The following is a 14,628-nucleotide window of genomic DNA, read 5'->3' as shown; positions in this document are numbered from 1 at the left end:
CAATTAATAAATCTAATTGATTTAATTATATGACTCATTAAGATAATGTTTAACATTACAAAAATAACAAAGCTCGCATTATACAGCAGAGCAACAACAAAGGACGAAATCATGCCTTCTTTTCCAGACTTTACCTCCAATGAGTTTTTGCAACAGCATATTCGAACAACCATGGAGTTCTATCATCCAAACTGCATTGATCCTGCAGGTGGATTTTTTCACTTTTTCAAAGACAATGGCGAAATATACGATACAGATACTCGTCACCTTGTTAGTAGTACGCGCTTTGTTTTCAACTACGCCAAAGCCTTTCAAGCCGAAGGCAAAACCGATTATTTAAAGGCGACACGTCATGGTCTCGATTACTTGAGAAATCGTCATCGTCGAGAAAATGGTGGCTATGTATGGCTGCTAAATAAACAACAAAACCTGGATGAAACCAACCATTGTTATGGGTTCGCTTTTGTTATGCTCGCCTATGCTACCGCGTATAAAGCAGGCGTAAAAGAAGCCAAACCTTGGATTCGAGAAACCTTTGACATCATGGAGAAACATTTTTGGGAGGCTGAATTTGGCTTGTACAAGGATGAAATATCCAGCGACTGGGAAACCGTATCGCCTTATCGTGGACAGAATGCCAACATGCACAGTTGCGAGGCTTTACTTGCAGCCTATGATGCCACACAAGAACCCCGTTACCTTGAACGTGCCACGCTATTAGCGAATAACATTTGCCTGCGCCAAGCCGCTCTCGCTGGTGGAGAAATTTGGGAACACTACACCCAAGACTGGCAAGTGGATTGGGAATATAACAAAGCAGATCCAAAACACTTATTCCGTCCTTGGGGATTTCAACCAGGCCACCAAACCGAATGGGCCAAGCTGTTACTCTTAATTCATCAGCGCTCACCGCAAGAATGGTTGATCCCAACAGCACGAAAGCTGTTTGATTCAGCCTGGAACAAATCCTGGGACGATGTAAACGACGGCCTTTGTTATGGCTATGCGCCTGATGGAGATATTTGTGACGGTGATAAATATTTTTGGGTACAAGCGGAATCTTTTGCAGCAGCGGCTATGCTAGCCATTGTTACCGAAGAAGATCACTACTGGGATAAATATCATAAACTTTGGCAATACAGCTGGTCTCATCTGATCGATCATAAGCACGGCGCTTGGTTTCGAATCCTAACCCAAGACAATAAAGCTTATGATGACTGCAAAAGCCCAGCAGGTAAAACCGACTATCATACCATGGGCGCTTGTTATGAAGTTATTCAACAACAACTGAAACAATCTTAATCTCTCACATCCCAAATCTCTTTACTCAGTAGGGGCAATCATTCTATTCATTGGCAAAATAGAGTATGATGCAGCCCCTACGTTAGTGGACACGGGCCCCTTCCTTTATGCAGTTAGACAAAATAGATCTCAATTTACTTCGTTACTTAGACTCCCTATTACGGGAGCAAAATGTAACCCACGCTGCCAATCAGCTAGGTATCACACAACCAGCGATGAGCAACGGACTAAGGCGTTTAAGAGATCTATTTCATGATCCATTACTGGTAAGAACCAGCGATGGCATGATGCCAACTGCTTTAGCCATTCAATTGCAACCTCGCGTCAGAAGCATCTTGCAATCCGTTGATGAAGTATTGCACCTAGGACAAAACTTTGAAGCAGAATCCAGTTCACGAGTGTTTCGTATTATGGCCAGTGATTATGCCGAAGCAACACTCATCCCTCCCTTAATGAAGAAGTTACAAGATGAAGCACCCAATGTCATACTGGATGTCATGAACCCAAGTGATGTTAGCTTTCATGATGTCGAAAAAGGCAAAGTGGACTTGGTTATCAACCGTTTCGATGTCTTACCACAATCCTTCCACCAAAAATCAGTATGGGTTGATCATTTTTCTTGTTTGGTTCCAGCAAACTCAGAGATTGCTAAGAACTTTTCTCTAGAAACATATCTTGCCTCACCTCATGTTTGGGTGAGCAAAACTGGCTTTGGCGTCGGTGTAGGCATTCAGCCTGAAGAAGTGCAAAAACTTGGCTGGGTCGATGGTTCGCTAGCGGATTTAGGATTCAAACGTAATATTCGCTTGTTTACTCGCAACTATAATGTTGCGATGAGAGCAACAGAGCAACTCGGCTTAATTGCTACCCTACCGTCCTTAGCAACTCGCTTGATGAAAGACAATGCCAATGTTGTTGTGCTACCACCACCATTTGAAATCCCGCCTGTGGAATTGAAAATGCTATGGAGCCCATTACTGCAGCACGATCCGGGCCATATCTGGTTACGCTCGACTATAGCAGGCTGTGCTCGCACTATTGCCGAAAACAACAACTTATAAATAGCGATAAAAAAACCGCCTCTCTACTATCATTCTTGAAATAATGAAGTTAGAGCGGCGGTTTTTTTGTAACTGATCAACTGATCACAGCGGTTCAGAAAACCTTAGTTTGCAAGAGATAAAGTAAAGGTTCCTTCAGGTGTCACTGGAAGGTATTTTTTATAGAAACCTAGATAAGCTTGCTCAGGATTCAAATCCGAAAACAAATCTGGGTACATGGCTTTAGCATAAAATTCGATCATTGCAGCATCTAAAATAGTTCGACAAGCACCATGATAAGCGCCATATAATCGGTTATTTTTAACGGCATTAATAGATGACCAACCTACACGCTTTTTATAGCCTTCTAAACGTTCTCGAGCTGCCGCTTTATCAACCCCCTGTCCCATAATCATAGAATCAGAGCCTTTACCAGTTTCATAACCTGTAATAACAATTACATCTGGGTTAGAAGCAATCACTTGTTCTGGGTTCAATTTGCCCCACCATTCAACAAATGGTGCAGAAATATTATCGCCACCCGCCATGGTAGAAATTCCGCCCCACATGTTCTTACCAAACGTAAAGCCTAGCTCTTGAGTGCCAGATGCTCCAAACTCAGTGTACACTTTTGGTTTTGGTAAATTGGCTTTTGCAAGGCGGTTGCTAATAGTTTCAACGGTTGCTTTGTATTCATCGGCAATCTTCGCTGCTCGCTTCTCTTGTCCGGTAATAACACCAATTAACTCAGTACTCTTTATATGGCGCTCTAGTGTTTGTGCGTTGTAATCGACAACAATCACCTTTATGCCAGCACTTTCAAGTCGTTCAATATCCGTTCCCAATCCCTTATATTGCCAATCAGCTAACATCAAAACATCAGGGTTCAAACTAATGACTTTTTCTACAGAGAAAGTCTGAGTGTCAACACGGCCAATACCTGGAATATCGTTTAAAGATGGACGATGTTTTACATACATTTCCCAGTTAGCAGGACGAGCCTGCCAAATGTATTTAGACATACCAACAACCTTGTCGTAAGCCGCTTCCGTCCCAATCGCCATATAATCTTCAGGATAAAAACCAACAATTACACGTTGTGCGGGTGCATTAAATGTCACATTACGACCAAGAACATCTTTCACAGTGACTTGATCAGCCCAGGATGCACTCATAAAGAGAGTGAACAGAAGCACTACAAACGATTTAATCATCTTACACCTTTATTAGTAAATTTAGACACGTATGATAATCGTTATCACTTACTTTTTAAAACCAAATTTTCAAATTTTTCACTTAAATTTTAAAGCTGTCATGAATTCTATAGCCAAATATCGAAAAAAGCTCAAGACCAACAAAAAAAGAGTAACCAATCAATATTAACTAGTTACTCTTTTTAATCGATAATTGAAGAATAAATTTTAACCTAAAACAGCCAATACACTCGACACTTCAGGCAAAACGGTCGTCGTTTCTTTTTGCATTTCAGCACAAAGGTCTTTTATAAACGGCGTTTGTTCTGGACACTCCTGCAACCAAGACAAAACGGCAGACTGGACTTCCGCCAAGCTTTGTTCTTGAGTCACTGGCGCTCCAAGCGCGATAAGTCTCTCTTTAAAATCGACCTCATCGACCAAATCAACAATCATCATATTGCATACCTATAGACAAACAATTCATTCAATAATCAGCGAACAAGAAGCTTATACCTAAACAAGCAATTAACGAACCACTTTCTCTTCTAATAGTAAATCAAAGATCGCTTGGGCTTTTTCTTGCGACGTTTCATCTTTCATCACTTTTCCGCCTCCTCCCACAGGTTTCGCAGTTGCTGCCTTCATACGATCTGCAGCAGTCTTTGCTTTCACCACTTTTATGCGCTTAGGGCGAGGTTTTGCAGCACTAATTTGCCATTGGCTAGCGGCTTCATCAACAACACTATTCGTACTCAATACGTTTAGTTCCGCTCTTAAACCTGGACCAAAAGCACTTTGACGAGGTGCTTGTGCTGCATTATCAATACTGGCAATAAAAGGCAACTTGACCTGAACCGCACGACGCTGGCCACGTGGTAGAGCTAATAAAACCTCCGCTTTCCCCTCACTAATGCTGATAATATCTGCCACTCGTGGCACCAAAGGCCAACCTAAATGTTCAGCCAATAAATACGGCAACATGCCAGATGATTCGCCACTTTCGGCACGAACTCCAGTGAGAACGACATCAGGTTTTTGATCATGTAAAAAGGTTGACAATACCGCCAAAGCATCACAATTGCTTTCTTGTTCTAACACCGTTAAAGAAGACAATCCCATACCAGCGTATTGGCGAAGCACAGGCTCTTGAGAATGACCAGCATGCACCACGGTCAATTCTTTACCGGACAATTTTAGCCCCAACTCAACCGCTCGACCATCTTGTTCGGCTCGCCGAGAACGACCTGATTGAGGATGACGGCCAACTGACACTAATGAAACAACCTTCACGTTAGGCAGCATCACTCTTCTCCTCTTGATTCTTAGATGATGAATACTCCTGAGCAAGTCTGGTCAGCTCTCCCAATATTTCTTCACTATCCGCAATAACAGCCAAATCGGCACGCTTCACCATGTCACAACCAGCATCAGTGTTAATGGCAATAACCTTGTCACATTGACCAATCCCTTGCATATGTTGAATCGCACCTGAAATACCAACAGCAAGATAAACACGAGCGGTTACCCAAGTGCCAGATGCTCCCACCTGACGAACACGTGGCATAAAGCCATCATCTACCGCAACACGACTCGCCCCTTCAGTGGCGCCCAAAGCGGCTGCAGTCGAATGGAACTGGTCCCAATTATGGATACCATTACCTGCTGATAAAATAAATTCCGCTTCTGCCAATGGCACTGCATTAGAATCAACCGCAATGAGTCCTTTATCGACCACGCTAGGTGATTTTTGCTCGATGCTGTCAACCGAAATAGGAAGTACTTCATGACGTGTTTCATCTATAGCATCACCACACTCTTCCAGTAACGTTAGAATACGCGGCGTATCACGTGAAATGTCTTGGCTACCAGACGCACCACGGCAAACCGTTTGCTCAGCACTTACTTGCCAAGCCTGTGTTGCCAGGCGCTCTCCTAAGCGCGCAGATAAGCGACAAGCCAGATCTGTTCCACCATGTACGCTGTCTGGAAATAACCAATAATCTGGCTGATATTGTGCTTCTATTTGCTGCAATGCAATTAACCTAGCTTCTGGCGCAAATCCTTCATATTCATTCCCTTCAAGGTGAATCAAACGATCAACGCCGGCCAAATCACATTGTGCTTCTTTGTTTTCACCAAAACACACTAACGTCACGGCACCATTACGTTTGGCAACTAGTTGATGAGCCAGACCAAGAATATCCTTGTCATGACCCGTTAAGCGACCACCGACCATATCGGCCACAACCATAATGTAAAAATCTGGATGTTCGACAGTATGCAAAGGCAACTGAACTTCTTTCGTTTCCCCTGATCGTTTTTTCCCGCCAAGTCCTGCTGAAGATGCATTGGCTCTATCAATGCGTTTAATACCGTTTGGGCCAATAAAACCAATAATGTGTGGATTCTTACGCAGTAAGCCAGATGGACCTCGTACTTCACCACTACCAGCTTGCAACATCTCATTATGCAAAGGATGCAAGCGATTTCGTGCAATCCATTCTGCTCTGGGATCACGTCGCAAAAGATTCTCTAAAGAAAAGTCACTCATCAGTGTGTCTCCTCAATAAGTTGTCCTGCTAAGATTTCAGCAATATCTTTTACTACTGGTCGAGGTTCTACCACCCCTTCCAACATCGCTGTACATTGCTGACAACCAACGGCCACCATGTCTGCACCTGTACTGGTTACATCTTCCATACGCATATCAGCTATACGTCGTTCACCCGGAATATCCGTAATCGGCGCGCCACCGCCACCGCCACAACAGCGTGAACGAAAACGAGAGCGTTCCATTTCAGCAACTTCAATGCCTAGGCTTGCAAGCAATTCTCGTGGCGCTTCATATTCACCATTATAACGGCCGAGATAACAAGGATCGTGGTACGTCACTTTACTTCCTTGTAGAGGGCTCAAATTAAATCGACCTTCTTTTATTAAACGATTCAAATATGTCGTATGGTGTAGTACTTCTACATCTTTCAAAGCATCAGAGCCAAAATCCCCATATTCATTTCTTAAACAATGAAAGGCATGAGGGTCTGTCGTAACAACAGTTTTAAAGCTGTATTTTGACAAAGTTGCTAGGTTGCGTTTTGCCAAGCTTTGAAAAGCTGCATCATCCCCCAAACGACGGGCAACATCACCACTATCAAGCTCTTCATCACCTAGAATCGCCACATCTACATTCGCCGCTTTCAGTAACTTAACAAAAGAACGTAAAATTCGCTGACTACGCATGTCGAAAGCGCCATCAGATACCCAAAACAAAACCTCTGCTTGTTTTACATCTTTCATTACACTTAAATTTTGATCAGCTGCCCAGTTAGTACGACTCGCAGGAGAATACCCATTTGGATTATCTGTCGCGATAATATTCTCGAGTACCTGAGCCCCCTTATTAGGAGTATCGCCTTTTTCTAAGGTCAAAAAACGACGCATATCAACAATGGCATCCACATGCTCAATCATCATCGGGCATTCTTCGACACAAGCACGGCAGGTTGTACAAGACCAAAGCGTATCCGAGTTGACCAAACCATCCGTAATAATCTGATTCGGTCCACCCTTAGCATTTCCAACATCAATACCGGGATAAGGACTACCAGCGTATTTTTCGTCTGTTCCTCCTGCAAGCCCAACAACCATATCTTGAATCAGCTTCTTCGGGTTCAAAGGCTGGCCAGCGGCAAACGCAGGACAAACCGCTTCACAGCGACCACACTGAACACAAGCATCAAAACCAAGTAATTGATTCCATTTAAAATCACTTGGTTTTGCCACACCATGTACCGCTTTAACACTTACGCCATCCCCGAAATCAACAGGCTTCAATCCAGTAGAACGACCGCCGCCAAAACGTTCAGGCCGACGGTGAAAAGCCAGATGTAATGCTCCAGCAAAAGCGTGCTTCATTGGCCCGCCCCAGGTCATGCCAAACAACATTTCACTCAAGCTCAACAAGATAAAAAATGACAAAACTAGAGTTAAAAGCCAACCACCGGTTCCTTCAGGCAGAATTCCAGAAGTAGGTAAAGTTAAGACAAAAAAGGTAATAGAAAACGTTAGCAAACTTTTGGGCAAACGCATCCAAGGCCCTTTGGAAATACGTGAAGGCGGGTTCAAACGACGCTTGGCGACAAACAATGCACCACAAAACATCATGACCAAAGCCGCTAACAGTGCCCAAGCAAGAATTTTACTTTCGACACCAAAGAGGTGAACAAACAACACCAGCACCATCGCCAAAACAAAACCACCGCCGGTGGCTACGTGCGTACGAGACATATATTTGTCTCGCTCTACTACATGGTGAAGATCACGCAGATAGCGTTTAGGCATCGCCAGTAAACCAGACAGGAAATCAACGTTTTCAGCTTGTCCAGCGCGCCATAGGTTAATTCGACGAATCGCACCAATCCCCGCTAGTACAAGAAGGACACCAATTAAAGTTGGAGGTAACCAATCAAGAATCATCTTAAACCCTCAGTCATCGGGCATATTGAAAATAGAAAAACCAGAAAAGATAGGTGATTTAAAAGCAAAGCAAAAACAGGCTAAAAATAGAAAGACTAAGCAATATCAAAACTATAATTTATTAATATTTCTTAATTCTGTATTTTCAATTCGTTTAAGCTTTGCCCTTATTTACATCACCATCGTTTCTTATAGGTCTTTACAAAGGCGAAGTGCATCGTACATTGCTGCATGAACATTACGCTGAGAGACACAATCTCCCAAGCGCCACAAAATCATACCGTCACTAGGATCAGTATCCAGCACAGGCTGAGGCTTGATATCAAATAAAGCTTCGTTATCAATTTGACCTTTATTTCGTGAGCTTGGTTTCAACGCGTAGTACAAATCTTCATTTGGACGAATGCCATTTTCAATCACTATCTGATCGACAACTCGCTCTTCTTTTTGAGCCGTATACTCATTTTCAAGTACCGCCACTAGACTATTGCCTTCGCGATACACTTTTTCTAGCAGCATATCCGATGTCATAATGACTTCTTTCTCATAGAGAGAACGATAGTAGGTTGGGAATGTTGTACCACCAACCCCTACACCAGGTTTAATATCATCGGTAACCAATTCGACCAAAGACCCTTTAGAAGCTAAGTAATCGGCGGCAGACATGCCTGAGAATTCACAGATAGTGTCGTATACCAAGACATTTTTACCAGGTTCAACAGCGCCACTCAGAATATCCCAAGAAGAGACAATTAAACCTTCTTCAGCACCCCATTCCGGATTTTGCTCTACAAATGGATGCCCACCGACTGCCAAAATACACACATCTGGGTTAATTTCTTTAATCATTTCTTCGTTCGCCGCAGTATTTAAGCGAACTTCCACACCCAAACGCTCTAGTTCCATAACCAACCAGCGCGTAATCCCCGCAATTTGATCTCGTTGAGGTGCCTTCGCGGCATACACTAACTGGCCACCCAGCTCTTCAGCTTTTTCCAGCAAAGTGACTTTATGGCCACGTTCAGCCGCAACACGAGCCGCTTCTAATCCGCCAGGACCACCGCCAACCACCAGCACATTGCGAATGACACCTGTAGTTTTTTCAATAACATGTGGCAAGCCCATATATTCACGCGATGTCGCCGCATTCTGAATACATAAAACATCCAAGCCTTGGTATTGACGATCAATACAATAGTTAGCACCAACACACTGACGAATTTGATCAACCTGATCCATTTTGATTTTTGCAATAAAGTGAGGATCAGCGATGTGAGCACGTGTCATACCAACAAAATCCACATAACCAGCTTCGATAATACGCTTAGCTTGGTTTGGGTCTTTGATATTCTGCGCATGAATAACAGGTACTTTTACCACTTCTTTGATGCCAGCCGCCAAGTATAAGAAAGGCTCAGGCGGATAACTCATATTTGGAATAACGTTTGCCAAAGTATTATGTGTATCACAACCAGAACCAACGACTCCGAAGTAATCAACCATACCAGTCGCATCATAATACTGGGCGATTTTCTTCATTTCCTCATGACCCAAGCCATCTGGGTGAAACTCATCCCCAGTAATGCGCATGCCCACAACAAAGTCTGGACCCACTTCTTCACGCACCGCTTTTAATACTTCCATACCGAACTTCATGCGGCCTTCAAATGTTCCGCCCCACTCGTCGGTACGCTTGTTTACTCGTGGCGACCAAAACTGATCAATCATGTGCTGATGAACGGCCGACAACTCAACGCCATCGAGCCCACCCTCTTTCGCACGACGAGCGGCTTGAGCAAAATCACCAATAATGCGCCACATTTCTTCTACTTCAATAGTCTTACAAGTCGCACGGTGAACAGGCTCACGAATACCAGAAGGCGACATTAAGTTAGGCCAATTTTCACCATCCCAGCGAGAACGACGCCCCATATGAGAAATCTGAATCATTATTTTCCCGCCATGCTTATGTACGGCATCGGCAAGATTTTGAAAGTGAGGAATAATGCGATCAGTGGATAAATTTACTGAACTCCACCAACTTTGTGGGCTATCAATAGACACCACACTGGAACCACCACAAATACATAAGCCACAACCGCCTTTGGCTTTTTCTTCGTAATATTTCACATAACGATCAGTTGTCATGCCACCATCTGTGGCATACACCTCAGCGTGGGCCGTACTGACGATACGATTGCGGATAGTTAATTTATTTATATTGAGTGGCTCGAACAACGCATCATACTGGGACATAACATCCTGCCTTTTTGGAAACAACGTTTAACTTTTTCTGTTTGTCGCCATCACCTGCCCGTGATGACCTCATATTTTTAGTTTTGCTACAACACTCTTACAATGGCGTGACTTCAAAATAGCCAACATCACAGCCTTCTTCTGCTGCACTTTGTGTTTGCTCAGCTTTCGTACGAGTTGCCAAACCTTTGCTCTCTAAAATTTGATCCAATGCACCAGCAAACCAACCTGTGAACATATAATCGACTTTGCGGTTTACTTTTTTGCCATGAATTTTTTCGTAGTGATAAACAAAGGCGGAGTTTTCTAAACGAATTTTTGCAGTGCCTTTTTCCACGTCCAATTCTTCAGTAATAAAAATCCCCCAGCCACGTTGTGAAAGGCGCTTTAAATAGTGATGCCAAATATCTTCACCATAAATGCCATGGCATTCTGACTCTTGTTCGCACCAAAAGTACGCCGATTTGTAGCCTGCTTTATAAAGAATATCGGCATAACGCTCAGCACCGATTTCATCTTCTATTCCCATGTGATTATTAACAAAAAAGTGACGCGGCACATACAGCATCGGCAATGCGTCCGTAGTCCAAACACCGGTTTCATCATCAACAAGAATTGGCATTTCTGGAGCGTGTGTAGACATGTTAAATTCCTTAAGTTCTTTTCGTTAAGATCAAATACTGTAAAGTGTTATGAGCGAAGGTTCCCCGAGGCAAAAACAAACGAAAGAGCGGAGTTTATAATTATAAATGAGCATCTTGAGTTTGTTTTTAACAATGGTTAATCGAGCGCAGTAGCTTTACTCACCCCAAACTTCGTGAAGAAGATTCACCCAATTCTCACCCATAATTTTGCAAACTTGACGCTCACTAAAGCCATGCTTTAGTAAGGCTTCCGTCAGATTAGGAAACTCGCCAACCGTCCGAATGCCTTTTGGATTAATAATCTCACCGAAGCGAGTCAAACGACGGGCATAGCCTTTATCGTGAGTAAGATATTCAAAAAAATCTTCGCCATGACCTTGTGTAAAGTCCGTACCAATACCAATCGCATCTTCACCTACGATGTTATAAATGTATTGAATAGCTTCAACATAATCGTCAACGGTGGCATTCACTCCAGCTCTTAAAAAAGGTGTAAACATGGTAACGCCAACAAAACCGCCATTATCAGCAATAAACTTAAGTTCTTCGTCTGAGCGATTACGTGGATGTTCTTTTAAACCGGAAGGTAAGCAGTGAGAGTAGGCAACGGGCTTTTTAGATTCTATGATGACTTCTTTCGCCGTGTTTGCACCAACGTGCGATAAATCGCACAACATACCAACACGATTCATCTCAGCTACAATCTCACGCCCAAAGCCAGACAAACCACCATCACGTTCGTAACACCCAGTACCCACCAAGTTTTGCGTGTTGTAGCACATTTGCACTATGCCGACGCCAAGGTCTTTGAAAATTTGTACATAACCAATTTGATCTTCAAATGCATGAGCATTTTGAAACCCCATCATGACGCCAGTTTTCCCTTCGGCCTTTGCACGATGAATGTCTTTTGTTGTATAAACCTTCGTCAACAGATCACTATTGGCTTCGATCAACTGATTCATCTCAACAATATTGCGTACTGTCCCTTCAAAGTTCTCCCAAAACGACACGGTACAATTTGCGGCTGTCAACTTGCCCTTTGACATATCTTCGAATAACTCGCGATTCCACTTAGCACAAATCAAACCGTCAATAATAATGGACTTATCGTGTAGCTCTGCTGCGTTCATTGCTTTTCCTTACCTATCAAATGGGTAAAACATCAATTCACTCAGTGTAATTTTTAGCTACGGGTGTGAGGTGGCTGGAAACGACTCGAGGTAGACTAAAAGCGACTTAGTGACTAAGTCGCTTTAAAACCATTTTAGTAAGCCAACATTTTGGCTAATAAGAAGCTCAGGCAATGAGATTTGGATAATTGAGATCAGCAAGAGTGGCCGATAATGTTTAGCCTACTTTTGCTTTGACCCCAAGCATAAAGGCGGGTTATTTCTTAACGATTAATTCTTCTAGTTTCAATCCTGTGGCTTTTTGGATACTGCGCCATAGGTAATAAAAAATAGCCATTAACATGATCATGGAAGGAATGGCGATCATGGGGTAGCTATAAAGCGTCATCTGCCCCAATTCTTCGTTGAAGGCTTCGGTTCCTGCTGGGCTGGTGACGATCCATTTCGCTAGGATGTAATTCATGGTCGCGGAAAAGGCAAAAGAGCCGGCAATAAAATACGTGGCTTTCATTAAGCGTTTTTCGAACATTTCTGTGCTGTTGTTCTCTTCTAATTTTTGCTTAATCGTGTCCACATCCATGATCGCGGCATTGAAGAACATGGCTCGCACCAAAGGGTAAGGCGTAAAGGTCGACACCAAAACACCAATGCCGATAATCGCGGGAATGGCCGCTTCTTTAATCGCCAACCATTTATTGTCCAATTCGAATAAACCAATGCTGCCCGTTAGCAAAACACTAACCAAACCTAGTAAAGCAATAAAGTTAAACTTACGGTACTTAATTAACTCGTAAATCCCCCACCCAAGAGGAAACGCCAACGCCGCAATCAAACCGCCGCTCGTGCCTAATTTATCCTCACCACTTAGCTTCATCAAAATCACAGAAGGCAAGATGACACTGACAATAAGGTCAATCATCGGACGTGGTTTGTGTTCGGGAGTGTTGCTCATAATGTTTGGTTCCAAGTTTAATTCAAATACTAATGGCGACTATCATAAAGGAAAAATGCGTAAGGAAGTAAAAAGAAACAATCAAAGCTAATAAGGCGACAAATACACCTGAAATTGCGGTTACATCACTCGCTCCAAGCCCGAAAAATAAAGAGTTATCAGCATAATCGACAAGTGCTTTCAAATTAGCGCCTTGCAAAATATTCAACACTTCATCGGCTTTAGGCAAATTCCAGTATTCTTTAGTTATGGTCATTTTGTAAATTTAATCTCATGCCACTTGAATTAAATATACCTACTGTTATTCGGCCGACAACCTCAAAACTTCGACTCGACATCCATGCTTTTATGAAGCACCCGAACAATAAAAATTGACTCTTTTTGAATTTCATAAAATATAGTATGGCTTTCATGTTGCTGTTTGCGCAAACCTGAAGCTATGTAGTTACATTGCATTCCTGACATAGGATTCTCAGCTAGAAAAAGCATCGCTAAATCTAATTCTTTGATGTAAGTTTTACGCTTGCCTGACCCCCATACTTTCTGTGTATAGGTAGCTATTTGCTTTAAGTCGGCACGCGCCGCCTTCGACAGAGTAAACAAATTCATTTACCCAATTCGTCATCCAGTTCTTTCATCAAACCTTCATAGCTGTATTCGGCAGTGCCACTAGCAATACCTTCTTGTATTAAACTTTGCAGTGTTTTAAGTTTTTGATCATCATCTTCAAGTTTACGCAATCCGGCACGAATCACTTCGCTAGCAGAGGCATATCGCCCATCTTCTATTTGCTGTGCAATAAACTGATCAAAATGACTACCCAAACTAATGCTTGTATTTTTAGGCATTCTTTTCTCCTTCTGTACCAATATTTATTATATTTTGGTACAGCGAGTGTAGTAAGTCAAAATCAAGATTAAACGCAGATGTGTCATAACATTTCAATACCATTCCAGCTCAAATCAACCCAATAACGAAACAAGCCATCTCGACCGAGTTTTATATCTCGCTCTTTCAGTTTGTCTTTAAGCAAAAAATATAACTTTCTTGTACCAAGTCTAGGCATGAAACGACGTATATCCATAACCAAGCCTTTAACGATTGATAGACTATTCTGTCGTATTCGCTGCCTATGCTCTTGTTGATAGACCGCTTGCCTGCTAATGCCAAGAAGCTGACAAGAACGACTTAAACTGATTTTTTCTTCAGTTTGAAGGCGTCTCGCTCCTTGGCTATATACTTTTTTCTAAGATTCATCCCATGTTCAGTATCTAGAATATCAACCACCGTATTGAGTAAGCGATTCCTTAATTGTTCATCTTCCAACTCTCGTTCAAGTCTTTTGATTGTTTGAGCAGNTGTCTCTTTNGCTTTCGGGGATTTAGACATGGGTAGCCTCACNTTGGTAGACCAATCCATTTTGCCGTGTTTTCGAAGCCAAGTCAGCACCGTTGATCGCCCTTGGATTCCATAGATTTTTTGAGCTTGCTTATAAGTCATGTCGCCTTTTTCGACGGCCATCACTATCTGTAATTTAAAGCCCATTGTGTAGTCACGTTGAGTACGCTTGCGCTTGGTATTACTTGATGTCCCCATAATAGGTCTCCTAGGTGTAAACCTATTTCAGGA

The 14,628-nt window shown here is 42.7% G+C and carries 14 protein-coding genes and 1 pseudogene; 2 read left to right on the top strand and 13 right to left on the bottom strand.

Translation table 11 applies throughout. The annotated features are described in order from the left end of the window. Positions 1-111 precede the first annotated feature (111 nt). Both C0J08_RS08820 and C0J08_RS08815 read left to right on the top strand, forming a co-directional pair. Positions 112-1,302, top strand: a complete 1,191-nt coding sequence (locus C0J08_RS08820) for an AGE family epimerase/isomerase (protein WP_212655772.1) — start codon at positions 112-114, stop codon at positions 1,300-1,302. 107 nt (positions 1,303-1,409) lie between these two features. Beyond that, complete coding sequence (locus C0J08_RS08815) at positions 1,410-2,363, top strand: LysR family transcriptional regulator (protein ID WP_212655771.1); 954 nt, start codon at positions 1,410-1,412, stop codon at positions 2,361-2,363. A gap of 104 nt (positions 2,364-2,467) precedes the next feature. Here the strand turns inward: C0J08_RS08815 and C0J08_RS08810 are convergent, their stop codons facing one another. The 13 genes and pseudogenes from C0J08_RS08810 to C0J08_RS08750 all read right to left on the bottom strand — a co-directional run. Continuing rightward, positions 2,468-3,556, bottom strand: a complete 1,089-nt coding sequence (locus C0J08_RS08810; protein ID WP_212655770.1) for an ABC transporter substrate-binding protein — start codon at positions 3,554-3,556, stop codon at positions 2,468-2,470. Positions 3,557-3,763: 207 nt separating this feature from the next. Beyond that, a complete protein-coding gene (locus C0J08_RS08805) occupies positions 3,764-3,994 on the bottom strand; it encodes a hypothetical protein (protein WP_212655769.1) in 231 nt (76 codons plus the stop codon). A gap of 69 nt (positions 3,995-4,063) precedes the next feature. After that, positions 4,064-4,840 (bottom strand): electron transfer flavoprotein subunit beta, encoded by a 777-nt coding sequence (gene etfB / locus C0J08_RS08800; RefSeq protein WP_212655768.1) that lies wholly within the window; start codon positions 4,838-4,840, stop codon positions 4,064-4,066. Beyond that, on the bottom strand, positions 4,830-6,089 hold the full coding sequence (etfA, locus tag C0J08_RS08795) for an electron transfer flavoprotein subunit alpha (protein WP_212655767.1): 1,260 nt from the start codon (positions 6,087-6,089) through the stop codon (positions 4,830-4,832). Before etfA ends, etfB begins: the two co-directional genes overlap by 11 nt. Continuing rightward, entirely contained in the window at positions 6,089-8,014 is a 1,926-nt protein-coding gene (locus C0J08_RS08790; RefSeq protein WP_283247160.1) for a (Fe-S)-binding protein, read from the bottom strand. Before C0J08_RS08790 ends, etfA begins: the two co-directional genes overlap by 1 nt. A 189-nt stretch (positions 8,015-8,203) precedes the next feature. After that, a complete protein-coding gene (dgcA, locus tag C0J08_RS08785; protein ID WP_212655766.1) occupies positions 8,204-10,270 on the bottom strand; it encodes a dimethylglycine demethylation protein DgcA in 2,067 nt (688 codons plus the stop codon). A 97-nt stretch (positions 10,271-10,367) separates the two neighbouring features. Further along, a complete protein-coding gene (locus C0J08_RS08780; protein WP_212655765.1) occupies positions 10,368-10,913 on the bottom strand; it encodes a DUF5943 domain-containing protein in 546 nt (181 codons plus the stop codon). Positions 10,914-11,069: 156 nt separating this feature from the next. Beyond that, a complete protein-coding gene (locus C0J08_RS08775; RefSeq protein ID WP_212655764.1) occupies positions 11,070-12,047 on the bottom strand; it encodes a dipeptidase in 978 nt (325 codons plus the stop codon). Positions 12,048-12,303: 256 nt separating this feature from the next. Beyond that, complete coding sequence (locus C0J08_RS08770; RefSeq protein WP_212655763.1) at positions 12,304-12,999, bottom strand: VC0807 family protein; 696 nt, start codon at positions 12,997-12,999, stop codon at positions 12,304-12,306. A 22-nt stretch (positions 13,000-13,021) separates the two neighbouring features. After that, a complete protein-coding gene (locus C0J08_RS08765) occupies positions 13,022-13,255 on the bottom strand; it encodes a hypothetical protein (protein ID WP_212655762.1) in 234 nt (77 codons plus the stop codon). 62 nt (positions 13,256-13,317) lie between these two features. Next, a complete protein-coding gene (locus C0J08_RS08760) occupies positions 13,318-13,608 on the bottom strand; it encodes a type II toxin-antitoxin system RelE/ParE family toxin (protein WP_212655761.1) in 291 nt (96 codons plus the stop codon). Continuing rightward, a complete protein-coding gene (locus C0J08_RS08755) occupies positions 13,605-13,847 on the bottom strand; it encodes a type II toxin-antitoxin system ParD family antitoxin (RefSeq protein ID WP_212655760.1) in 243 nt (80 codons plus the stop codon). The genes C0J08_RS08760 and C0J08_RS08755 overlap by 4 nt, the downstream gene beginning before the upstream one ends. Before the next feature lie 122 nt (positions 13,848-13,969). Next, a pseudogene (locus C0J08_RS08750) lies at positions 13,970-14,595 on the bottom strand (helix-turn-helix domain-containing protein); the annotation flags it as partial. Positions 14,596-14,628: the final 33 nt, after the last annotated feature.

It is taken from the genome of Marinomonas sp. CT5, from assembly GCF_018336975.1.
Classification (GTDB): Bacteria; Pseudomonadota; Gammaproteobacteria; order Pseudomonadales; family Marinomonadaceae; genus Marinomonas.
This window is presented reverse-complemented; position numbering and strand designations above follow the sequence as displayed.

Excerpts from the sequence above, each read along its gene's own strand:
- C0J08_RS08820 (WP_212655772.1), top strand. The coding sequence starts at position 112 with ATGCCTTCTTTTCCAGACTTTACCTCCAATGAGTTTTTGCAACAGCAT.
- C0J08_RS08815 (WP_212655771.1), top strand. The coding sequence starts at position 1,410 with ATGCAGTTAGACAAAATAGATCTCAATTTACTTCGTTACTTAGACTCC.
- C0J08_RS08810 (WP_212655770.1), bottom strand. The coding sequence starts at position 3,556 with ATGATTAAATCGTTTGTAGTGCTTCTGTTCACTCTCTTTATGAGTGCA.
- C0J08_RS08805 (WP_212655769.1), bottom strand. The coding sequence starts at position 3,994 with ATGATGATTGTTGATTTGGTCGATGAGGTCGATTTTAAAGAGAGACTT.
- etfB (WP_212655768.1), bottom strand. The coding sequence starts at position 4,840 with ATGCTGCCTAACGTGAAGGTTGTTTCATTAGTGTCAGTTGGCCGTCAT.
- etfA (WP_212655767.1), bottom strand. The coding sequence starts at position 6,089 with ATGAGTGACTTTTCTTTAGAGAATCTTTTGCGACGTGATCCCAGAGCA.
- C0J08_RS08790 (WP_283247160.1), bottom strand. The coding sequence starts at position 8,014 with ATGATTCTTGATTGGTTACCTCCAACTTTAATTGGTGTCCTTCTTGTA.
- dgcA (WP_212655766.1), bottom strand. The coding sequence starts at position 10,270 with ATGTCCCAGTATGATGCGTTGTTCGAGCCACTCAATATAAATAAATTA.
- C0J08_RS08780 (WP_212655765.1), bottom strand. The coding sequence starts at position 10,913 with ATGTCTACACACGCTCCAGAAATGCCAATTCTTGTTGATGATGAAACC.
- C0J08_RS08775 (WP_212655764.1), bottom strand. The coding sequence starts at position 12,047 with ATGAACGCAGCAGAGCTACACGATAAGTCCATTATTATTGACGGTTTG.
- C0J08_RS08770 (WP_212655763.1), bottom strand. The coding sequence starts at position 12,999 with ATGAGCAACACTCCCGAACACAAACCACGTCCGATGATTGACCTTATT.
- C0J08_RS08765 (WP_212655762.1), bottom strand. The coding sequence starts at position 13,255 with ATGACCATAACTAAAGAATACTGGAATTTGCCTAAAGCCGATGAAGTG.
- C0J08_RS08760 (WP_212655761.1), bottom strand. The coding sequence starts at position 13,608 with ATGAATTTGTTTACTCTGTCGAAGGCGGCGCGTGCCGACTTAAAGCAA.
- C0J08_RS08755 (WP_212655760.1), bottom strand. The coding sequence starts at position 13,847 with ATGCCTAAAAATACAAGCATTAGTTTGGGTAGTCATTTTGATCAGTTT.